General features: G+C 29.9%; 19 protein-coding genes. 16 read left to right on the top strand and 3 right to left on the bottom strand.

Annotated features, from left to right (window positions below; translation table 11 throughout):
- The first annotated feature begins 27 nt into the window (after window positions 1-27).
- The 15 genes from ABHC41_RS08960 to ABHC41_RS08890 all read left to right on the top strand — a co-directional run bounded on the left by ABHC41_RS08960 (window position 28) and on the right by ABHC41_RS08890 (window position 17,641).
- Window positions 28-1,152, top strand: coding sequence for an acyl-CoA dehydrogenase (locus ABHC41_RS08960; RefSeq protein ID WP_092925689.1), 1,125 nt, complete (start codon window positions 28-30; stop codon window positions 1,150-1,152).
- A gap of 22 nt (window positions 1,153-1,174) precedes the next feature.
- Window positions 1,175-1,972, top strand: a complete 798-nt coding sequence (locus tag ABHC41_RS08955) for an electron transfer flavoprotein subunit beta/FixA family protein (RefSeq protein WP_166505475.1) — start codon at window positions 1,175-1,177, stop codon at window positions 1,970-1,972.
- 58 nt (window positions 1,973-2,030) lie between these two features.
- On the top strand, window positions 2,031-3,005 hold the full coding sequence (locus tag ABHC41_RS08950; RefSeq protein WP_166505474.1) for an electron transfer flavoprotein subunit alpha/FixB family protein: 975 nt from the start codon (window positions 2,031-2,033) through the stop codon (window positions 3,003-3,005).
- A gap of 90 nt (window positions 3,006-3,095) precedes the next feature.
- On the top strand, window positions 3,096-3,476 hold the full coding sequence (locus ABHC41_RS08945; protein ID WP_092925695.1) for a hotdog domain-containing protein: 381 nt from the start codon (window positions 3,096-3,098) through the stop codon (window positions 3,474-3,476).
- 22 nt (window positions 3,477-3,498) lie between these two features.
- Entirely contained in the window at window positions 3,499-4,344 is an 846-nt protein-coding gene (locus tag ABHC41_RS08940) for a 3-keto-5-aminohexanoate cleavage protein (protein ID WP_092925697.1), read from the top strand.
- 21 nt (window positions 4,345-4,365) lie between these two features.
- Window positions 4,366-5,019 carry a 3-oxoacid CoA-transferase subunit A gene (locus tag ABHC41_RS08935; protein WP_271893081.1) on the top strand — a complete coding sequence of 218 codons (654 nt, stop codon included), beginning with the start codon at window positions 4,366-4,368 and terminating at the stop codon, window positions 5,017-5,019.
- Window positions 5,020-5,679: a 3-oxoacid CoA-transferase subunit B gene (locus ABHC41_RS08930; RefSeq protein ID WP_195237809.1), complete on the top strand. Its 660-nt coding sequence runs from the start codon at window positions 5,020-5,022 to the stop codon at window positions 5,677-5,679.
- Between the two features lie 15 nt (window positions 5,680-5,694).
- Window positions 5,695-6,726: a zinc-binding alcohol dehydrogenase family protein gene (locus ABHC41_RS08925; protein ID WP_092925703.1), complete on the top strand. Its 1,032-nt coding sequence runs from the start codon at window positions 5,695-5,697 to the stop codon at window positions 6,724-6,726.
- 19 nt (window positions 6,727-6,745) lie between these two features.
- Window positions 6,746-7,996, top strand: coding sequence for a lysine 2,3-aminomutase (gene ablA / locus ABHC41_RS08920; RefSeq protein ID WP_092925705.1), 1,251 nt, complete (start codon window positions 6,746-6,748; stop codon window positions 7,994-7,996).
- Window positions 7,997-8,101: 105 nt separating this feature from the next.
- Window positions 8,102-9,121, top strand: a complete 1,020-nt coding sequence (locus tag ABHC41_RS08915; RefSeq protein ID WP_195237808.1) for a hypothetical protein — start codon at window positions 8,102-8,104, stop codon at window positions 9,119-9,121.
- A gap of 162 nt (window positions 9,122-9,283) precedes the next feature.
- Complete coding sequence (locus ABHC41_RS08910) at window positions 9,284-10,594, top strand: hypothetical protein (protein ID WP_240275812.1); 1,311 nt, start codon at window positions 9,284-9,286, stop codon at window positions 10,592-10,594.
- Between the two features lie 53 nt (window positions 10,595-10,647).
- Window positions 10,648-12,225 carry a lysine 5,6-aminomutase subunit alpha gene (locus tag ABHC41_RS08905; RefSeq protein ID WP_092925711.1) on the top strand — a complete coding sequence of 526 codons (1,578 nt, stop codon included), beginning with the start codon at window positions 10,648-10,650 and terminating at the stop codon, window positions 12,223-12,225.
- Window positions 12,225-13,010, top strand: coding sequence for an OAM dimerization domain-containing protein (locus tag ABHC41_RS08900; protein ID WP_092925713.1), 786 nt, complete (start codon window positions 12,225-12,227; stop codon window positions 13,008-13,010). Before ABHC41_RS08905 ends, ABHC41_RS08900 begins: the two co-directional genes overlap by 1 nt.
- 323 nt (window positions 13,011-13,333) lie before the next feature.
- Window positions 13,334-14,824, top strand: coding sequence for a Na+/H+ antiporter NhaC family protein (locus ABHC41_RS08895; protein WP_195237807.1), 1,491 nt, complete (start codon window positions 13,334-13,336; stop codon window positions 14,822-14,824).
- Window positions 14,825-15,202: 378 nt separating this feature from the next.
- The gene (locus ABHC41_RS08890; RefSeq protein WP_166505468.1) at window positions 15,203-17,641 is read left to right on the top strand and encodes a 5'-nucleotidase C-terminal domain-containing protein; all 2,439 of its coding nucleotides are present in this window, start codon (window positions 15,203-15,205) and stop codon (window positions 17,639-17,641) included.
- Window positions 17,642-17,739: 98 nt separating this feature from the next.
- Here the strand turns inward: ABHC41_RS08890 and ABHC41_RS08885 are convergent, their stop codons facing one another.
- The 3 genes from ABHC41_RS08885 to ABHC41_RS08875 form a co-directional block, all read right to left on the bottom strand.
- Window positions 17,740-18,543 carry an ABC transporter permease gene (locus ABHC41_RS08885; RefSeq protein ID WP_092925719.1) on the bottom strand — a complete coding sequence of 268 codons (804 nt, stop codon included), beginning with the start codon at window positions 18,541-18,543 and terminating at the stop codon, window positions 17,740-17,742.
- A complete protein-coding gene (locus ABHC41_RS08880; RefSeq protein ID WP_092925721.1) occupies window positions 18,530-19,282 on the bottom strand; it encodes an ABC transporter ATP-binding protein in 753 nt (250 codons plus the stop codon). The genes ABHC41_RS08885 and ABHC41_RS08880 overlap by 14 nt, the downstream gene beginning before the upstream one ends.
- A gap of 250 nt (window positions 19,283-19,532) precedes the next feature.
- A complete protein-coding gene (locus ABHC41_RS08875) occupies window positions 19,533-20,675 on the bottom strand; it encodes a hypothetical protein (RefSeq protein ID WP_271893074.1) in 1,143 nt (380 codons plus the stop codon).
- A 173-nt stretch (window positions 20,676-20,848) separates the two neighbouring features.
- Here ABHC41_RS08875 and ABHC41_RS08870 point away from each other — a divergent pair, with 173 nt between their 5' ends.
- Entirely contained in the window at window positions 20,849-21,856 is a 1,008-nt protein-coding gene (locus ABHC41_RS08870; protein ID WP_166505466.1) for a hypothetical protein, read from the top strand.
- Window positions 21,857-22,507 lie beyond the last annotated feature (651 nt).

Below are 22,507 nucleotides of genomic sequence, written 5' to 3'. Positions count from 1 at the left end.
AGTGTATTCAAAAGAGGGGAGAAATTTATGGAAAAATATGAATTATTAAAACAAATGTATAGAGAGTTTACAGTAAATGAGGTAGCTCCTATAGCTCATGAGATAGATGAAGAAGAAAAATTCCCATATGCAACAGTTGATAAGATGGCTGAATGTGGAATGTTAGGAATACCTTTTCCGAAAGAGTATGGTGGAGAAGGAGGAGATTATTTAGGATACACATTAGCTGTTGAAGAACTTTCAAAAGCTTGTGGAACTACAGGGGTAATATTATCTGCTCATACTTCATTAGGTGCTAATCCAATATATGAATTTGGTACAGAAGAACAAAAGCAAAAGTTTTTAGTACCACTTGCAAAAGGTGAAAAATTAGGTGCTTTTGGCTTAACTGAACCTAATGCAGGTACAGATGCATCAGCTCAACAAACTACTGCAGTTTTAGATGGAGATAATTATATATTAAATGGAACTAAGATATTTATAACTAATGCAGGTCCTGCTGATATATATATAGTTATGGCTATGACTGATAAATCAAAAGGAACTCGTGGAATATCAGCTTTCATAGTTGAAAAAGGAACAGAAGGATTTACAATAGGTAAAAAAGAGAAAAAACTTGGTATAAGAGGTTCTGCAACTTGTGAACTTATATTTGAAAACTGTGTAATACCTAAAGAAAACTTATTAGGTAAAGTTGGACAAGGATTTAAAATAGCTATGAAGACACTAGATGGTGGTCGTATAGGAATAGCTGCACAGGCATTAGGAATTGCACAAGGTGCATTAGATGTTACAGTTGATTATGTAAAAGAAAGAAAGCAATTTGGTAGAAGCTTATCGGCATTTCAAAATACTCAATTTGAACTTGCTAATATGAAAACTAAAATAGAAGCTGCAAGACTTTTAGTATATAAGGCTGCAAGCAAAAAAGATGCAGGTAAACCATATAGTGTAGATGCTGCTATGGCAAAACTTTATGCATCTGAAGTAGCGATGGAAGTTACAACTAAAGCAGTTCAACTTCACGGAGGATACGGATACACTCGTGAATATGATATAGAAAGAATGATGAGAGATGCAAAAATAACTGAAATATACGAAGGAACAAGTGAAGTACAAAGAATGGTTATAAGTGCAGACTTACTTAAATAGCAAATTTTTAGGAGGAAAGAATATGAATATATTAGTTTGTGTAAAGCAAGTACCAGATACAACAGAAGTAAAATTAGATCCTAAAACTGGTACATTAATAAGAGATGGTGTACCAAGTATTATAAACCCTGATGATAAAGCAGGTATAGAAGAAGCAGTAAATTTAAAAGAAAAAATGGGTGCAACAGTTACAGTGTTAACAATGGGACCACCACAAGCTAAAAATGCATTAAAAGAAGCAATAGCAATGGGTGCTGATAAAGCAATACTTCTTACAGATAGAGCTTTTGCAGGAGCTGATACATTAGCTACTTCAAAAACTATAGCAGGAGCTATAAAGAAGTTAGACTATGATTTAATAATAGCAGGAAGACAAGCAATAGATGGAGATACAGCACAAGTTGGACCTCAAATAGCAAATCATCTTGATATACCATCTATAACTTATGTTGAAAAGTTAGAAGTAGAAGGTGAGAATGTAATAGTAAATAGAGCTTTTGAAGATGGATATCAAGTTATAAAGGCTAAAATGCCACTTCTTATAACTACTTTAAAAGAGATGAACACTCCAAGATATATGAGAGTTTCTAGAATATATGATTGTATGAGAGAAGAAAAAATAGAAACTTGGACTTTAAAAGATATAGATGTTTGTTTAGAAGAGATAGGACTAAAAGGTTCTCCAACAAAAGTTAAAAAATCATTTACTAAGGGTGTTAAAGCAAAAGGAACACTTTATGATGTAGATGAAAAAGAAGGAGCATCAATAATAGTAAATGCTCTTAAAGAAAAGTTTATAATAACTGAAGCTAAGGCTTAAAAACTAAACAATTTGACGAAATATTTCTCAAAGAGTAGTGATTATAGGAGGAAAAATAATGAGTGTAATGGTTTTTGTTGAGCAAAGAAGCGGTGAGATCCAAAATGTTTCTTTGGAATTAATAGGAAGAGGTAAAGAGTTAGCAGATAAATTAAATAGTAAAGTAAGTGCAGTGCTTCTTGGACATAATGTTAAAAGTTTAAGTGAAGAGCTTATACAATATGGTGCAGATGAAGTAATTTGTGTAGATGATGAAAACTTAGATGTATATGTTACTAATACATACACTAAAGCACTTTGTGATGTTATAAATAAAAAAGATCCAGAAATAGTTTTAGTAGGAGCAACTACAATAGGTAGAGATTTAGCACCAAGAGTTAGTGCAACTATTGGAACAGGGCTTACAGCAGACTGTACATCACTTGAAATAGATGATGAAACTAGTGGCCTTTTAATGACTAGACCTGCATTTGGTGGGAATATAATGGCGACTATAATATGTCCAAATCATAGACCACAAATGAGCACTGTAAGACCAGGAGTTATGAAAAAGTTAAAAAAAGATGCTACAAGAACTGGAAATGTTGAAAATTTTGCAGTAGATTTTAGTGAAAATGGTAAAAATGTAGAAGTATTAGAATATGTAAAAGAAACTATAAAGAAGGTTAACATAGAAGATGCTAATATACTTATATCAGCAGGAAGAGGAATAGGTTCTAAAGAAAATATGGATGCTTTATATGAATTAGCAGACATATTAGGGGCTGAAGTAAGTGCTTCTCGTGCTGTAGTTGATGCAGGATGGGTTGATAAATCTCGTCAAGTAGGACAAACTGGTAAAACTGTAAGACCAGACCTTTACCTTGCTTGTGGTATATCAGGAGCTATACAACACTTAGCTGGAATGGAAGAATCTGAATTTATAGTGGCTATAAATAAAAATAGTGAAGCACCTATATTTGAAGTTGCAGATGTTTCTATAGTAGGAGATGTTAATAAAGTTATTAAAAATTTAATACAAGAATTAGCATAATAAATTTAAATTTACTAATTGGTGTAGGTCTAGTAAAAAGGCCTATCCCAGTTACTAAATATACAAACAAACATAAAGGGGGATTTTCACATGAAAGCAATGATAAGAATAAGAATGGGAAGTAATGACGCTCATTATGGTGGAAATTTAGTAGATGGTGCTAAAATGCTTCAATTATTTGGAGATGTAGCTACTGAATTACTAATACAAAATGATGGTGATGAAGGATTATTTAAAGCATATGATAGTGTAGAGTTTTTAGCTCCAGTATATGCTGGTGATTATATAGAAGCAGTTGGTGAAATAGTTAATGTAGGAAATAGCTCAAGAAAGATGGTATTTGAAGCTAGAAAAGTTATAGTACCAAGAACTGATATAAATGAATCAGCAGCAGAAGTTTTAGAAAATCCAATAGTAGTATGTAAAGCTAGTGGAACTTGTGTAGTGCCTAAAGATAAACAAAGATTATAGTTACTTAGGGGGAGACTTTAATATGCAAAAGGTTATAATAACTGCAGCTATATGTGGTGCAGAGGTAACAAAAGAACATAATCCAAATGTTCCATATACTGTTGAAGAAATAGTAAGAGAAGCAAAGTCTGCTTATGATGCTGGAGCAAGTATAATACATCTTCATGTAAGAAAAGATGATGGAACTCCAACACAAGATATAAATAGATTTAAAGAATGTATAGACGCTATAAAGGTTGCTTGCCCTGATGCAATTGTTCAACCTTCAACTGGAGGAGCAGTTGGAATGAGTAATGAAGAAAGAATTCAACCAGTAAATTTATCTCCAGAAATGGCAACTCTAGACTGTGGAACTTGTAACTTTGGTGGAGATGAAATCTTTGTGAACACTGAAAATACTATAAAAGAGTTCGGAAAGAAAATGATAGAATTAAATGTTAAGCCAGAAATAGAAGTATTTGATAAGGGTATGATAGATATGGCTCTTAGACTTAACAAAAAAGGATTTATAAATGATAATATGCACTTTAACTTTGTAATGGGAGTTAATGGAGGTATAAGTGCTACTTATAGAGATTTAATGTTTATGAGAGAAAGTATACCTGAGAATGCTACATTTACAGTAAGTGGAATAGGAAGATCTCAATTTGATATGGTGGCTTTAAGCATATTATTAGGTGGACATATTCGAGTAGGATTTGAAGATAATGTATATATGAAAAAAGGAGTCCTAGCATCATCAAATGGAGAATTAGTTAAAAAAGCTGCAAATATAGTAAAAGAGCTTGGAAGAGAAGTAGCAACACCTAAAGAAGCTCGTGAAATACTAGGTTTGAAAGCAAATATATTAAGCACACAAGAAGCTTAAACAATTTAGGGGGAAGCTAAAATGAGTAAAGTTGTATCTTTAGAAATACTAAAGAATCTTTTTAAAGATGATATGACTATCATGATAGGTGGATTTTTAGGCTGTGGAACAGGGGAAATCCTTATAGATTCACTTATAGAATCTGGTGCTAAAAATTTAACTATAATAGGAAATGATACTTCTTTTGTTGATAAGGGAATTGGAAGGCTGATAGTAAATAATCAAGTTAAAAAGGTTATAGCATCTCATATAGGAACAAATGCGGAAACTGGAAGGTTAATGAATGAAGGTAAACTAGAAGTTGAATTATCTCCACAAGGAACTCTTATAGAAAGAGTAAGAGCAGGTGGATTTGGTCTTGGTGGAATATTAACTCCAACAGGAGTTGGAACTTTAGTTGAAGAAAATAAAGAAAAAATAACGGTAAATGACAAAGAATATTTATTAGAATTACCATTAAGAGCAGATATAGCGCTTGTAAAAGGTAGCCTAGTAGATACATTTGGAAATACAGTTTATAAAGGAACTACTAAAAACTTTAACCCAATGATAGCTATGGCAAGTGACCTAGTAATAGTTGAGGCTGAAGAAGTAGTAGAAGCAGGAAGTTTAGATAAAGAGATGATAATGACTCCAGGTGTAGTAGTAGATTACATAATAAAGGAGGCAAAATAAATGAATCCTAAAGAGATTATAGCTAAAAGAGTGGCTAAAGAATTTGAAAATAATCAATTAGTAAATTTAGGGATAGGACTTCCAACATTAACTGCAAACTACATAGAAGAAGGCATAAATGTAATTTTCCAATCAGAAAATGGAATGGTTGGTATGGGTAGAGTTGCTAATGAAGATGAAGTAGATCCATATATAACTAATGCAGGTGGTCAATTTGTAACTATAAATGAAGAAGGAGCTTTCTTTGATTCATCAATGTCTTTTGGTCTTATAAGAGGAGGACATGTGGATGTAACAGTTCTAGGAGCTTTAGAAGTAGATCAACATGGAAATCTAGCTAACTGGATAGTACCTGGAAAAATGGTTCCAGGTATGGGTGGAGCTATGGATTTAGTAGTTGGAGCTAAAAAGGTTATAGTTGCAATGCTACACACTGTAAAAGGTAAATCTAAGATACTTAAAGAGTGTACTCTTCCATTAACTGCAAAAGGTGTAGTTGATATGATAATAACTGAACTTGCTGTTATGGAAGTAACAAAAGAAGGTTTAGTTGTAAAAGAGATAAGTGAAGATGTAACAATTGAAGAATTAAGAGAAATGACAGATGCAGATTTAATAATATCTGATGATTTAGTATATATGCAAGCACAAACAGTATAATAAGGGGGATTAGTCATGAAAGGATGTAAATACGGAACACACAGAGTTATAGGGGAAAATGTACTTCCACAACCAGCTAAAAAAATAAACAATGATATGAATATTTATGATAATGAAATATTAATAGATGTTCAAGCTTTAAACATAGATTCAGCAAGTTTTACTCAAATAGAAGAAGAGTGTAACCATGATGTAGAAAAAATAAAGTCAAGAATATTAGAAATAGTAGAAGAAAAAGGGAAAATGCAAAACCCAGTTACTGGTTCTGGTGGAATGTTAATAGGGACAATAGAAAAAATAGGATCTGATTTAGTAGGAAAAACAGATTTACAAATAGGAGATAAGATAGCTACGCTTGTATCATTATCATTAACTCCATTAAAAATAGATGAAATAATAGACATAAAAGCAGATATAGATAGAGTTGAAATAAAAGGAAAAGCTATATTATTTGAAAGTGGTATATATGCAAAATTACCAACAGATATGGAAGAAAACCTAGCATTAGCTGCTCTTGATGTTGCTGGTGCTCCGGCTCAAACACAAAAGTTAGTTAAAGAAGGGGATAGTGTTTTAATACTTGGAGCTGCTGGTAAATCTGGAATGCTTTGCTGTTATGAGGCTAAAAAGAAAGCTGGAAAAAATGGTAGAGTAATAGGACTTGTTAGAGATGAAAAACAAAAAGCATTCTTAAAAGAAAATAACCTTGTAGATGAAGTTATAGCTGTAGATGCACAAAATCCTAATGAAGTACTTAAGAATGTATTAGAAGTTAATGAAGGAAAAGAGGTAGATTTAGCTATAAACTGTGTAAATGTTCAAAATACAGAAATGAGTACAATACTACCTGTTAGAGACGGTGGAGTAGTATACTTCTTCTCAATGGCAACAGCATTTACAAAGGCAGCACTTGGAGCTGAGGGTGTAGGTAAAGATGTAGATATGATAATAGGAAATGGATACACTAAAGGTCATGCAGATGTTACAATAGCAGCTTTAAGAGAAAGTGAAACAATAAGAAATATATTCAAAAAATTATATGTATAAAATATAAGGGGTGGAGATTATGGAAAGAAAAATATTTACAGACGTTAGTAATGAATTATGGAATGATTGGACTTGGCAAGTAAAAAATAGAATAACAACAGTTGAAGAATTAAAAAAATATATACCACTTACAGAAAGTGAAGAAGAAGGGGTTAAGGAGTGCCTTAAAACTCTTAGAATGAGTATAACTCCATACTACTTATCATTAATAGATCCAACTAATGCAAATGATCCAATAAGAAAGCAAGCTATACCAGTTGCAAGTGAACTTAAAGTATCAGATGCTGATTTAGATGATCCACTTCATGAAGATGGAGATTCACCAGTGCCAGGACTTACTCATAGATATCCAGATAGAGCATTACTTTTAATAACAGACCAATGTGCAATGTATTGTAGACACTGTACAAGAAGAAGATTTGCTGGACAAAATGATGGAGCTCAACCAGTTGATAGAATAGATAAAGCTATAGAATATATAAGAAATACTCCAGTTATAAGAGATGTATTATTATCAGGTGGAGATGCACTTTTAATGAGTGACGAGAGATTAGAGTATATAATAAGCAAATTAAGAGAGATACCACATGTTGAAATAATAAGAATAGGAAGTAGAACTCCAGTAGTTATGCCACAAAGAATAACTGATAATTTAGTAAATATGCTTAAGAAATATCATCCAGTATGGTTAAACACTCACTTTAATCATCCAAATGAAATAACTAAAGAATCTATAGAAGCTTGTAAGAAGATGGCAGATGCAGGTATACCTCTAGGAAACCAAAGTGTTTTACTACGTGGGGTAAACGATTGCATGCACGTAATGAAGAAATTAGTTAATGATTTAGTAAAAATAAGAGTTAGACCATATTACATATATCAATGTGATTTATCTAATGGAATAGAGCACTTTAGAACTCCAGTATCTAAAGGTATAGAAATAATAGAAGGATTAAGAGGACATACATCAGGATACTGTGTACCAACATTTGTTGTAGATGCACCAGGTGGTGGAGGTAAAACTCCAGTTATGCCAAATTATGTAATATCTCAAAGCTACGATAAAGTAATACTTAGAAACTTTGAAGGTGTTATAACTACTTATACAGAGCCAACAAACTACAATCATACATGTGAATGTGAAGTTTGCAAAGGTGAAAAAGAAGTTCATAAGGTAGGGGTAGCAGGTCTTTTAAATAATGAAAGAATGGTACTTGAGCCAACTGAATTAGATAGAAAGAAAAGAGAGCTAAGTACTCAATTAGGTTAGTAAAAATTAACATTAAAAGATATTATAGGTAATATTACCTATAATATCTTTTAAAAAAATCATTAAAATCTACATCGCTTAGATTAAATTTTTAAGGATATAATTATGGATATATTAAATGAAATTTTAAAATATAAGAGTATGTCTATTATAGGAAATTACAAGAATGTAGGTAAAACTACTACTTTAAATTATATATTAAAAGAATGTATAAATAAAAATATAATACTAGGACTTACATCAATTGGGGTAGATGGAGAAGGTGTAGATGTTGTTACTAAAACTGATAAACCTAGGATATATGTAAATAGAAATACTATAATAGCTACAGCTAATAGTTTGGCTTTAAATAGTGATATAACCAAAGAAATTCTAGAACTTACAAATATAACAACACCACTAGGGAATATAGTTATATTTAGATCCTTAAGCGATGGATATATAGAACTTGCAGGTCCATCTATAAACACTCAAATAAAGTACATATGTGAAAGATTAAATCACTTTGGTGCAGACTTAAGTATAGTTGATGGGGCTTTATCTAGAAAGACATTGGGCTCACCATCTATAACAGATTCTACAATATTTTGTAGTGGAGCTGTAATAAATAAAGATATAAATAAGGCAATAGAAAAAATAATATATGAAGCTAATATACTAAATCTTGATAAATTAAATGATGATAAATTCTATGAAATTTATGAAAATATAAAAGAATATAAGATTAGCTTAGTAAATAAGGATTATTCATACAAATGCCTAAATATAAATACAACTCTAAACTCTTCTAAAGAAATTATAGATAGTGTAGATGAAAATACTAAGTATATAGTTGTAAATGGAATAGTTACTAATAATTTTATAAACAACTTTATAAAAAGTGGTAGTAACTATAAAAATATAACTATATTGGTCAGCGATAGTACAAAGATATTTTTAGATAAGGAAATATTTGATAAGTTTATAAAGCTTAAAGGAAGTATTAAGGTTGTAAATAAAGTTAATCTAATTGGATTAAGTATAAATCCAACATCAATAGAAGGATATATCTTTGATGATAAATATTTTATAGATAGTATACAAAGTAAAACTAATATAAAAGTATTTAATGTTATGAATGTTTAGAAATTAAGCTTTTATAAACAAGAAGGTGATTATATTAAGTCATTTATAATAAACGAAGTAAATACAATTACACCATATGGAGAGAAAGAAAAAGCTAATATAAAAATATATAAAAAAGAAAATAGTGAAAAATTAATAAAAGAACTTAATTATATAGAGAATATGATTAATAGCTTAAAAGAAAATGACATGGTGTATGATAATATACAATATGAGTTTTGTAAAATTAAAAATATAACAAATACTCTAAATCGGTTAAAACAGAAAAATGCATTAGACGAAATAGAACTGTTTGAAATAAAAAACTTTGCTATAAATACTAATGAAATAATAAAAAATTATTTAAAATTGAATATTAATATAGATTATATAAACTTTAAAAACTTAGATGCAGTTGTAAAGATGTTAGATCCAGATGAATTAAATTTAACTACATTTCAAATATATGGTGCATATAGTAAAAAGTTATTGCATATTAGACAAAATAAGTTAAATATTGAAAAGAAAATATTTAGTGAAACTGATAAAGATAATATAGAAAAATTAAAACAAGAAAGACTAGAGATTGTTGTAAATGAGGAACAAGAAGAGTTAAGAATAAGAAAAGCACTAAGTGAAAAGTTGTATAACTATTTAAATGATATAAATGAAAATATAAAATCTATAGGGAAGTTAGATTTACTTATTGCTAAAGCAAATTTAGCACTTAAGTATAATGCTATAAAACCTAATATAAATAGAGAAAATAAAATTTTCTTTAAAGATCTTATAAATCCGAGTCTTCAGACAATTTTAAGTTCACAAAATAAGGAATATATTCCAATAACCATAGATATAGATAAAAAAATTACTATAATAAGTGGTGCTAATATGGGTGGAAAAAGTGTAAGTATGAAAACTATAGCACTTAACCTATATTTATTCCAATGTGGATTTTATGTATTTGCCAAAGAGGCTAACTTATGTGTATTAGACTTTATATACATAATAAGTGATGATATGCAAGATATAAACAAAGGTCTAAGTACATTTGGAGCAGAGATCCTAAAGTTAAAAGAAATAACAAAACTTATGAAGTTAAGGGATGGATTTATTGCATTAGATGAATTTGCAAGGGGAACCAATCCGATAGAGGGAAGGTTACTACTAAAAGCAATATGTGAATATTTTAAAAAGTACAATTCTATAAGCTTAATATCTACACATCTAGATGATATAAATATAGATGATGTTACTTATTACCAAGTAGTAGGTCTTAAAAATGTAGATTTTGATGGTTTAAAACGTCAAATAGATTTAAAGATTGGAGTAGGTAAAAGTTCAAAAGGTGTACAAATACTTCAAGAATACATGGATTACAGATTAGAGAAAGTAAGTAAAGAAACTAAAGTTCCAAAAGATGCTATAAATATATGTAGATTATTAGGATTAGATAATGAAATAGTAGATATAGCTGATAAGCTAAGTAAATAAAGCTTGTAGATATAGCTGACAAACTAAGTAAATAAAGCTTAAGGGGGATTAATATGAGTAAGTTAAATTTAGATTTTAGTATAGTGGAAAAAGCTCGTGAATCAGCGCGTAATATAGTGTTAGATACACAAGAATTTATAAACAAACACACTACAGTAACAGTTGAAAGAAGTATACTTAGACTATTTGGCGTAGATGGAGTAGATGAATTTGGTGTGCCACTTCCAAACGTAGTTGTAGATAGCATTAAAAACTCAAACAATGGCTCTTTAGGTATGGGGGTTGCTTATTATATAGGTAATGCTATGATAAATACAGGACTTACTCCACAAGAGATAGCACAAAAAGTATCTCAAGGAGAATTAGATCTATGTTCCCTTAAAGAGCATGATGTATTTGATGTTAAGCTTAAAATAAATGAAATAGCTAAACAAAGTGTAGATCAAATAAAGGCAAATAGAAATAAAAGAGAAGAATTCTTAAATGAGTATGGAGATAAAAGTGGACCATACTTATATGTAATAGTAGCTACAGGAAATATATACGAAGATATAACTCAAGCTGTAGCAGCTGCAAAGCAAGGAGCGGATATAATCGCAGTTATAAGAACAACTGGACAAAGTTTACTTGACTATGTTCCATATGGTGCTACGACTGAAGGATTTGGAGGAACTTATGCAACAGGTGAAAACTTCAGATTAATGAGAGAAGCACTTGATGAGGTTGGAGCTGAACTTGGAAGATACATAAGACTTTGCAACTACTGTTCAGGATTATGTATGCCAGAAATAGCAGCACTAGGAGCACAAAATAGATTAGACGTTATGCTAAATGATGCTTTATATGGAATATTATTTAGAGATATAAATATGAAAAGAACAATGATAGACCAATACTTCTCAAGAATAATAAATGGATTTGCCGGAGTCATAATAAACACTGGTGAAGATAACTACTTAACAACAGCAGATGCAGTAGAAGAAGCACATACTGTACTTGCATCTCAATTTATAAATGAGCAATTTGCATTAGTTGCAGGATTACCTGAAGAACAAATGGGACTTGGACATGCATTTGAAATAAGCCCTGATGTTGAAAATGGATTCTTATATGAATTAGCTCAAGCTCAAATGGCTAGAGAAATATTCCCTAAAGCACCTCTTAAGTATATGCCACCAACTAAGTTTATGACTGGTGATATATTTAAAGGTCAAGTACAAGATGCATTATTTAATATGGTAACTATAATGACAGATCAAAAATTACACTTATTAGGAATGCTTACAGAAGCAATTCATACTCCGTTTATATCAGATAGAGCACTTTCAATAGACAATGCTAAGTATATATTTAATACTATGAAAGATCTAGGAAGTGAAATAGAATTTAAAAAAGATGGAATAATGTGTAATAGAGTTAATGAAGTTTTAAACAATGCATATGAATTAATTTCTCAGATAGAAAAAGATGGATTATTTAAAACATTAGAACAAGGTAAATTTGCAGGTATAAAAAGACCAATAGATGGTGGAAAAGGTCTTGATGGAGTTGTTATGAAAGAAGCTATGTACTTCAATCCATTTGTAGAACTAATGTTAGAAAAAGAGTTAGTGTTAGGGGGGAATTGTTAATGAGCGGACTATATTCTATGGAAAGTAAGGAATATGATAAAAACCTTGATTTAAAAAATTTAAAGCCTTATGGAGATACATTAAACGATGCTAAAGTACAAGTAAGTTTTACATTACCAATAAAAGATGATGAAAAAGGTATAGAAGCTGCAAAACTTACAGCTAAAAATATGGGACTTGGTGATATAAATGTAGCACATCATAAAGCACTTGATAGTGAATTTACTTTCTATGTTGTATATGGAAGTTTAGAAAAAGGTGTAAACTATGAAGATATACATGTAGAAGTAGCACAAGAAGATACTATGGATAAATATGAAATAGAAGACTATATAAAAGAAAATATAAAAAGAGATGTAGTAGTAGTAGGTGCAAGTACAGGAACTGATGCACATACAGTTGGAATAGATGCAATAATGAATATGAAAGGTTATGCAGGAAACTATGGATTAGAAAGATATGAAGGTATAGAAGCTTATAACTTAGGAAGTCAAGTTCCTAATGAAGAGTTTATAAAAAAAGCAGTAGAGCTTAAAGCTGATGTATTATTAGTTTCCCAAACTGTAACTCAAAAAAATGTTCATATAGAAAACTTAACTAATTTAGTAGAATTATTAGAAGCTGAAGGTTTACGTGATAAAGTAGTACTTCTTTGTGGTGGACCAAGAATAAGTCATGAACTTGCAAAAGAATTAGGTTATGATGCAGGATTTGGACCAGGCAAATTTGCACAAGATGTAGGAAGTTTCTTTGTAACTGAGTTAGTAAATAGAAACTTAGTATAATAAAGATCAGAGATTTATAAATCAACCGAGGAAATTGTTATACTACAGCATCTGATGAAAATAATTAAAAATTTATAGAAATATTATATAAAATTAAACAAAAACTGACATAACATAATGACAATTAGAATAAGTATAATGTTTATTTATAGGATGTAACAATATTTTTTTAATAACCAAAATTTAAGTAGTGCTTTATGGTTAAAATCAACAGACTTATGCATTATGACAGTGCATAAGTCTGAAAAGTTACTGGATAGTGTTAGGTTTAACCTAAATTAAATACATTATCAATTATACATTATATCAAGGGGGCTCATTTTATGGGGTTTTGGATTGGACTATTAAAATTTTCACCAGTATTTATGCTGGCAGGTCTAATGATTTCGGGTATGGACTGCTTAATAGCAGCTCCAATAGCTACAATATATGCATTTATTGTAGCATCAATAACAGACAAGCTTAAATTTAATGATTTAGTTGACTGTGCAGTTGACAATGTAAAACATTTAAACTTAGTTTTCTTTATACTAATGCTTGCTTACGCTATGGCAGAAGCATTTATGGCTACAGGGGTTGGGGCTTCAATAGTTAATATAGCACTTTCTCTAGGCGTAACAGGTAGAACTGTTGCAGTTGTTGCATTTATAGTTACTGGTATACTTTCAGTGGCTACTGGAACTTCATGGGGAACTTTTGCTGCATGTGCTCCAATATTTTTATGGTTAAACCATATGGTTGGTGGTAGTATATTATTAACAACTGCATCTATAGCTGGGGGAGCTTGTTTTGGAGACAATATAGGGCTTATATCAGATACAACAGTTGTAAGTTCTGGTATGCAAGGTGTTGAAGTAATAGATAGAATTAAATCTCAAGGGCCATGGTCTATAGTATGTTTAATAATATCTATAGTACTTATATATGGACTAAGTATGTCTATGGGATTACCAACAGATGCTGCAAATGCTGCATTAGCAATAGATCAAATACCAGCACAAGTAATGACTGATTTAGAAGTTGCAAGACCATCAGCAGTAGAGCTTTTAAATCAAGTAAAAACAGGAGTACCATATTATATGGCAATACCATTATTACTTGTTTTAGGAGTAGCTATTAAAGGTTTACCTACATTAGCGTGTTTATCTGTTGGTATAGTATCATCATTTATATTTGGAATTTTTGCAGGAACTGTAGATTCTTTAAAAGGCTTTTTAGATTTAATGATGAGTGGATTTGCAGATGCAGGTTCTTGGGTTATAGTAATGATGATGTGGGTTGGAGCGTTCGGTGGAATAATGTCTAAGATGAAAGCTTTCGAACCATTATCAAATTTAGTTATGTTCCTTGCTAGAAATGTAAAACAATTAATGTTTATGAATGGTTTATTATGCTTAGTAGGAAATGCTGCACTTGCAGATGAAATGGCACAAATTGTTACAGTAGGTCCTATAACTAAAGAATTAGTTGAAAATAATGTGGAGGGTAGTGAAGAAGATTTATACCAACTACGTTTAAGAAATGCTACTTTCTCTAGTTCTCTAGGGGTATTTGGTTCTCAATTAATACCATGGCATGTTTATATAGGGTTCTATTTAGGAATATTAACAGCTGTGTATCCACTTCATCAATTCGTGGCATTTGATATAATAAAATACAATGTTATGGCATACGTTACAGTTGGATCTATACTTATATTAACATTAACTGGACTTGATAAATTTATTCCTAAGTTTGGTTTACCAAGTGAGCCAAATATTAGATTAAAGAAGAAACAAAAAGAAGAAAAAGAAAGTGTGACTGTATATTCATAAGTTAAATATATGAAAATATAAAATACCCACTAGGTTATATAACCTAGTGGGTATTTTATATTTTCATTTGTTAATGTAAAGATAAAAAGCGTACTATATAAAAGAAATTATGCATAAAAAACAAAATATTAGCAAATTTAGATGAAAAATGTTTACTAAATATTAAAAATGTTATACTATATAATTAAATATTACACAAATAATTTGAATATTAAATTATTAAAAATATGTAAAAAAGGGTAAAAGTATTTAAAGTTTATGGTAATTAAAATAAAAATTTAATATAAGTCTACCTTATATAATTAAGTTTTATTATAAACTATTAAAATATTTATATAGTTTATATAATATATAATCATATATCTTGGGGAGGATAAAATGAGTAAAAAACTAAATTTAAGAAAAGTGACATCATTAGCATTAGTACTAGGATTATCAATACCAATGTTATATCCATCAGAAGTAAGGGCATTAGAAGAAAATAAAAAAATAACAATACTTCATACTAATGACATACATGGTAGATTTGTTAAAAATGATAAGACAATAGGAGTAGATGTATTATCAAGTATAAAAAAACAAACTCCAAATTCATTGTTATTAGATGCAGGAGATACAATCCATGGTTTACCATTTGTAACATTAAATAAAGGTCAAGATGCAGTTGATTTAATGAATGCAGCAGGATATGATTTTATGACACCAGGAAATCATGACTTTAACTATGGTTATGAGAGATTATTAGAACTTGTTAAAAAACTTGAATTAACAAATGGACAACAAAAGATGAGGGTTTTATCATCAAACGTAACTAAAGATGGTAAAAGTGTATTTACACCAAATGCTATAAAAGAAATAAATGGAGTTAAAGTAGGTATCTTTGGATTATCATCTCCAGAAACTGCATACAAAACAAACCCTAATAATGTTAAAGGATTAAAATTTGAAGATCCAGTTCAAATGGCAAAAAAACAAGTTGAAGAATTAGAAAAAAATGGTGCAGAAGTAATAGTAGGACTTGCACATGTTGGAATAGATGAATCAAGCGATCCAACAACTATAGATATCGCAAATGAAGTAAATGGTATAGATGTTATAGTAGATGGACATAGTCATTCAAATTTACCAAATGGCAAAAAAGTAAAGGATACTTTAATAGTTAGTACTGGAGAATATATGCAGAATATAGGCAAAGTAGAGTTAGAGGTATCTAGTGTAAATGGAAAGCATGAAGTTGTTAATGCAAATGCAAGTCATATTACTAAAGAACAAGCAAGTAAGATAGCTTCAGATAGTGTTGTTGAAAATAAAATAAAAGAAATAGAAGAAGCTCAAGATAAGATATTATCTGTAAATGTAGGGAATACGGATGTTCATTTAGAGGGAAGAAGAGAAAATGTTAGAACTAAAGAAACTAACTTAGGAAACCTTATAACAGATGCGATGATTTCAGAAACTAATGCAGATGTAGCTATAACTAATGGTGGAGGAATAAGAGATAGTATAAATATAGGAGATATAACTAAAGGAGAAGTAATAAAAGTTCTTCCTTTTGGAAACTACATAGTAACAAAAGAATTAACTGGAGCTCAAATAAAAAAAGTATTAGAACACGGGGTTAAAGACTACGGAACACCAGCAGGTTCATTTACACATATAGGCGGAATGAAAATAGTAGTAGATCCTAGAAATGAAGTGGGAAATAAAGTAATAGATATAACTATAAACAATAAAAAAATAGATATGAATAAAAAATATACAGTAGCTACTAACGATTTCATGGCAGTTGGTGGAGATGATTATCCATGTTTTAACGATGAGTCAATAATAAACGAATACAGTGGCTTAGATGAAGCTTTAATAAAATATTTAGAAAAAACTGGTACTGTATCACCTAAAGTTGAAGGTAGGATAACATCAGTAATAGAAAAATTAGTTGGAGACAATAGATATCATACTGCAACTAAAATAAGCTTAAGTGGATTTGAAAAGGCAGACAATGTTGTATTAGTAAATTCAAATGCTATGTCAGATGCACTTAGCGCAACACCATTTGCAAAACTTAAGGATGCTCCAGTATTATTAACAGAAAGTTCTAAGTTAAGCAACGAAACTAAAGCTGAAATACAAAGATTAGGTGCTAAAAATGTATACATAGTAGGTGGAGATAGCGTTGTTAATGAAAATGTTGTTAATGAACTTAAAACTATGAATTTAACTACTGAAAGAATAAGTGGAAAAGATAGATATGAAACTTCATTAAAAATAGCTAAAAAACTAGGTGATGTAAGTGAAGTAGTAGTAGTAAATGGGGTAAGAGGACTTAGTGATGCAGTAAGTATAGCACCAGTTGCAGCAAATAAAAATATGCCTATATTACTAGCATCTGATACTAATGGAACTAAAGTATTTGATGAATTTATAAAGGATGAAAAAATAACAAAATCTTATGTAATAGGAAAAGAAGGATCTATATCAGAAGAGGTAGCTAAAACACTTCCAAATTCACAAAGAATAGGTGGAATAGACAGAGATGAAACTAATGCTATGATAATAGATAACTTCTATAAAGATATAGAAATAAAAAATTTATTTGTAGCCAAAAATGGAATGAATAGAGAACAAGATTTAGTAGATGCACTAGCATTAGGGGTTGTTGCATCTAAAGAAAATTCTCCTATATTAATAGGTAGTGATAAATTAAATGATAAACAAAAAGAAGTATTAGGAAATAAAACTATAAAATCTCTAACTCAGGTTGGAGGAAATGGAAATGAAGGTATAGTTAAAGAAGTTTCTAATATGATAAAAAGATAAAAATATGCTTTAAACAATTTTATACTAAAATATAAAAACACCTCCGTTTCGTTTTGAAACGAGGTGTTTTTGTAATAGGTATATTTAAACATGATTATTTATCTTCTGGAATTATAAAACTTTTCTATAAGATTTAAAATAGCATACATAATCCAAGCGCAAAAAGCAAGTACAAATACTCCCATCATAACCAAATCTAACTTAAATACCTGGCTTCCATAAACTATTAAATAACCAATACCAGCTCTTGATACTAAGAACTCACCAACTATAACACCAACCCAAGCCATACCTATATTTATCTTAGTAAGGTTTATTAAATTACCAATATTAGAAGGAATTATAAGTTTAAATAATATTTGTGATTTAGTAGCACCAAAACTTCTTAACATTTTAATTTTTTCTTCATCAACATTTATAAAATAATTATAAGCAGAGAGTATAGTAACAACAACAGATATAGTAACAGCAGTAACTACAATACCTTCAATACCAGCACCTGCCCAAACTATAATAATAGGAGCTAGAGCTGTTTTAGGAAGAGCATTTAATATAACTAAAAATGGGTCTAAAATTTTTGATAATTTTTCAGACCACCAAAGTGCTATTGCAACTAATATTCCAAGCACTGTACCTATAATTAAACCAAGTAGAGTTTCATATACTGATATTCCAACATGAGTTAGAAGTTGACCATTTTGAACATAGCTTATAAAAAGCGAGTATATATCACTAGGTTTGCTAAATAAGAATGTGTTTATTATATTTAGATTAGCAAGTACTTCCCAAAGAATTAAAAATCCTGCAAATATTAATATCTGATATAAAAGAATTTTAGTTTTTTCTTTTTTAACGTTTTTTAGATAATTTTTATATCCATCTGAATCTTTACTTAATCTCATCACTATCTAGCTCCTTCCATAGTATGTCAAAGTATTTTTGAAAATCAGGAACTTTTCTGGTTTGAAGAGGTGTTAAATCTTCATTTTGTCTTAGGTCTATGTTGTATACATTTTTAACAGTTGCAGGTCGTTTAGATAGTGCTACTACTTTGTCTGACATCGATATAGCTTCACTTATATCATGAGTTACTAATATAGCAGACTTATTCTCATTTTTAATTATTTTATAAACATCATCACTAACTAAAATCCTTGTTTGGTAATCAAGGGCTGAAAAAGGTTCGTCTAAAAGTAATATATCTGGATTTACAGATAGAGTACGAATAAGAGACACCCTTTGCCTCATTCCTCCTGAAAGTTCTTTTGGATACATATATCTATATTCCCAAAGACCATAAGTTTTTAATAAATTTTCAATACGAGATATATTTTTATCAGTTTTTATATTTTGGATTTCAAGTCCAATTGTTATATTATCGATTATATTTCTCCACTCAAGTAAATGGTCTTTTTGAAACATATATCCTATATTTCCATTTATATTAATATCCCCACTAGTAGGTTTTAAAAGTTTTGTTAATATATTAAGTATAGTTGATTTTCCAGAACCACTAGGTCCAAGTAGAGTTAGAATTTGTCCTTCGTTTAGGGAGAAACTTATATCTTTTAGAACTTCTAGTTCTCCGTCTTTTGTGTAAAAGGTTTGACACAGGTCGCTAACTTTTACAATTTCATTCATGTAATTCACCCCTAAAGTAGATTTTTGGTATATATTATATTATTAAAGTATGAGTGGATTTGTACCTATTTTAAAATATTTATATCTTATATAAGCATAAACATATATAAGATATAACTAGTAAATTAGTGAGTATAGCAAAGTCAAAAAAATAATTTTATGACTTCTTAGTAGATATAGTTTAATAGATAAAAAAGATAGCGTGATAATTACCACGCTATCTTTTTTATCTATTAATAGTTTTTATTAATTAATCTTCAATCTCGTCATAGGTATCAGAAGATCCACAATTACATGGTTTTGAATCGTGACAACCATGGTGATTATCACAACAATCATTATCACCAGGTTGTGAAATATCGCAATCGCATTCTATATCAAGAGTTCCTTTTACACCTATTACATCTTTTATTATAGTATATACAGTTTCTTTAGGTCTAAAGCATAATACTATATCAGCTTTAAATTTATATTTATTAGGACCAGATTTAAGGTTTACTAATTCACTAGAACCAGATTCAGAGTTTTCTGATTCACCAGAATCAGACTCAGAGTTTTCTAAACTAGAAGAACTATATACAGGGTATAATTCACTAGCTCTAGTAACACAATCTACCTTAAATCTACCATCGAATTTTTTGTATATTAAAGAATCTCTTTCAAAAGGAACACATAGGTTTCCGTAGAAATAAGGAGATGGAAGTCCTAAACCTGTTTCTTTAAGATTATTAAGATTTATACAATCACTTAACTTTGTAATTCCAGGGATTTCAAACACACCTAAAAACTCTTTATCTGGGCAATCTTTTAACTGAGCTTTTACTATTACCTTAAAATCACATACGTAATATTCTACATCATTATGATATATTTTTATCTTAATTCCTTCTGATTCATCATCGCAACCTTTAGTATTGCAAATAGCATCTAAACAATAGTGCTTTTGAAATTTTTCTTTTGATATATACTCGTTGTATAATTTTTTAGAATAACCACTAGAATCTTTACAAGAGCAAATAGGTCCACTAATAGGTTTAAAACATAAATCTTCATCGTCTAAACACTCTTTAAGGATAGCATCAGGGTGCTTTGGATCATCGCTATAATTATTTCTTAAACCTAAGCATTTATATTTAACACCTACTACTTCTTTTATACATACTTTTTCACCAGCTAAACCATAAGTCAAAGGTGTTACTACTTTAAATGTAGCATTTCTTAAAATTGTTGATAGTGTCGCACTTTTTAAAATTGCGCAGCTAAATATTCTATTAGTTAATATTGGGTAGCATAATGTATCCTTACAATCCCATTTTAAACCTTTACAGCATCCGTCAGAACAATAATCTGATGGCACAAATTTTTTTGTTGTCAAACCTCTAAAGTCATCCATCTATAAATATCCTCCCAATTATATTAATTTATAAAAAGATTTTAATCTTCTTACCCATATGATATGAAATAAAAGGACAATTGTTACAGCTTGTATTTAAATAAAATATTTTTTAACAAGGTATAAATATTATCTATATGAATATATTGTAGTATTATTAAGGAGGGGGTAGGATGACATTTATACAAAATACTGAAATACTAATAAGAAAATCAGATAAGTGTATATCAAAGATATTTTTTAAGAATGGAATTAATATAGCAAATTTTGATTCAAACTTCGAGTTAATATCTTCAAGTAAAGTAATTGATAATATAAAAGGAAGTACAGATATATGGTTTGATATAGATGAACAAGATAACATATATGGAATATATGATGATAAGCAGGGAAGCTTAATTAAAATAGACATAAATAATGACAAAATAAATAAAGCTAGTATTATTAGTTATGATAATTCTAAACATACAATAAGTTTTCCATATATAAGTAAGATAGGTAAAGATATTCATATCATATATTATTTAAAGGATAATAAAAGTAAATTATACAAATTAATTCATAATATAAAAAGAGATAAAGAAGATATAATGTCAATTATAGATATAGTCGGATATGAAGATATAAATAATTTTACTGTAATATGTGATAATACCAATATAAGTGTGTTTTACTTTAAAGTAGTAAAAGGATACGAGGAAGTATTTATGTGTACCTTAAATCATGAAAACTCAATTTGGTATAATCCAATACAAATAACCAATTCAAACAAAGAAAAAATCCATTTATCAGTTACAAAAGGAACAAACAATACGTACCATATAGCCTATTCAGAAAACAATTCTAGTAAATACCAACCAATCTATAAAAGAGTCGATTTAAATAAAGAAGGCATATCGATAAGTGACAGTGTATATGTAAATAAATCCTCAGCTTGTAATATCCCTCATATAATAGAACATAAAAATATTTTACATATGCAATGGATAGAATATGGAAATTTAAATATAAGTAAATCTTCTGATTTTGGTAAATCATGGGGCACACCTATTATAGATGATGATAGCATAGAGTATCCATTTATAAGATATTACTATAAATCAAATTGTGAGGCAGATAAAGAATATAAGGTATCAAATGTATATGGCTGCAGAAACTATATAAATATACTTGGAATATAAAAGGAATTAATGTATTTAGAATATAAAAAATAAGTATAAATATAAAATATTAATACTTGTTTTAGTAATATTTTAAGAATTTAAGATTATATTTATAGCATATAAATTATAGTGGTAGAAAGATATTATAATTAAGAGTAGGCAAGGGGGAGAGCGTGTTGGATAAATATAAAAGATATGCTTCAAAATCAAAATCATCTAAAAATGATATAGAATGCGATAACTCCAAAGTTATAGAGCGTACGTATGATAAATATAAAAGAGAAACAGTAGGAAGGGGAGCGAAAGGAGAACAAGGTCCTCAAGGTAAGATAGGACCACAGGGACCAAGAGGAGAGAAAGGAGAGCAAGGACCTGAAGGGAAGGTAGGACCACAGGGACCAAGAGGAGAGAAAGGAGAGCAAGGACCTGAAGGTAAGATAGGACCACAGGGACCAAGAGGAGAAAAAGGGGAGCAAGGACCTGAAGGTAAGATAGGACCACAGGGACCAAGAGGAGAAAAAGGGGAGCAAGGACCTGAAGGTAAGATAGGACCACAGGGACCAAGAGGAGAAAAAGGGGAGCAAGGACCTGAAGGTAAGATAGGACCACAGGGACCAAGAGGAGAAAAAGGGGAGCAAGGACCTGAAGGGAAGGTAGGACCACAGGGAC

The organism is Romboutsia sp. 1001216sp1, assembly GCF_039841805.1.
In the GTDB taxonomy this organism is placed as follows: Bacteria; Bacillota; Clostridia; order Peptostreptococcales; family Peptostreptococcaceae; genus Romboutsia_C; species Romboutsia_C hominis.
The sequence above is the reverse complement of the archived record's forward strand: the minus strand, read 5'-3'. Positions and strand labels throughout refer to the sequence as shown.

Coding starts and splice junctions, on each gene's coding strand:
- ABHC41_RS08960 (WP_092925689.1), top strand. CDS start 28: ATGGAAAAATATGAATTATTAAAACAAATGTATAGAGAGTTTACAGTA.
- ABHC41_RS08955 (WP_166505475.1), top strand. CDS start 1,175: ATGAATATATTAGTTTGTGTAAAGCAAGTACCAGATACAACAGAAGTA.
- ABHC41_RS08950 (WP_166505474.1), top strand. CDS start 2,031: ATGAGTGTAATGGTTTTTGTTGAGCAAAGAAGCGGTGAGATCCAAAAT.
- ABHC41_RS08945 (WP_092925695.1), top strand. CDS start 3,096: ATGAAAGCAATGATAAGAATAAGAATGGGAAGTAATGACGCTCATTAT.
- ABHC41_RS08940 (WP_092925697.1), top strand. CDS start 3,499: ATGCAAAAGGTTATAATAACTGCAGCTATATGTGGTGCAGAGGTAACA.
- ABHC41_RS08935 (WP_271893081.1), top strand. CDS start 4,366: ATGAGTAAAGTTGTATCTTTAGAAATACTAAAGAATCTTTTTAAAGAT.
- ABHC41_RS08930 (WP_195237809.1), top strand. CDS start 5,020: ATGAATCCTAAAGAGATTATAGCTAAAAGAGTGGCTAAAGAATTTGAA.
- ABHC41_RS08925 (WP_092925703.1), top strand. CDS start 5,695: ATGAAAGGATGTAAATACGGAACACACAGAGTTATAGGGGAAAATGTA.
- ablA (WP_092925705.1), top strand. CDS start 6,746: ATGGAAAGAAAAATATTTACAGACGTTAGTAATGAATTATGGAATGAT.
- ABHC41_RS08915 (WP_195237808.1), top strand. CDS start 8,102: ATGGATATATTAAATGAAATTTTAAAATATAAGAGTATGTCTATTATA.
- ABHC41_RS08910 (WP_240275812.1), top strand. CDS start 9,284: ATGATTAATAGCTTAAAAGAAAATGACATGGTGTATGATAATATACAA.
- ABHC41_RS08905 (WP_092925711.1), top strand. CDS start 10,648: ATGAGTAAGTTAAATTTAGATTTTAGTATAGTGGAAAAAGCTCGTGAA.
- ABHC41_RS08900 (WP_092925713.1), top strand. CDS start 12,225: ATGAGCGGACTATATTCTATGGAAAGTAAGGAATATGATAAAAACCTT.
- ABHC41_RS08895 (WP_195237807.1), top strand. CDS start 13,334: ATGGGGTTTTGGATTGGACTATTAAAATTTTCACCAGTATTTATGCTG.
- ABHC41_RS08890 (WP_166505468.1), top strand. CDS start 15,203: ATGAGTAAAAAACTAAATTTAAGAAAAGTGACATCATTAGCATTAGTA.
- ABHC41_RS08885 (WP_092925719.1), bottom strand. CDS start 18,543: ATGAGATTAAGTAAAGATTCAGATGGATATAAAAATTATCTAAAAAAC.
- ABHC41_RS08880 (WP_092925721.1), bottom strand. CDS start 19,282: ATGAATGAAATTGTAAAAGTTAGCGACCTGTGTCAAACCTTTTACACA.
- ABHC41_RS08875 (WP_271893074.1), bottom strand. CDS start 20,675: ATGGATGACTTTAGAGGTTTGACAACAAAAAAATTTGTGCCATCAGAT.
- ABHC41_RS08870 (WP_166505466.1), top strand. CDS start 20,849: ATGACATTTATACAAAATACTGAAATACTAATAAGAAAATCAGATAAG.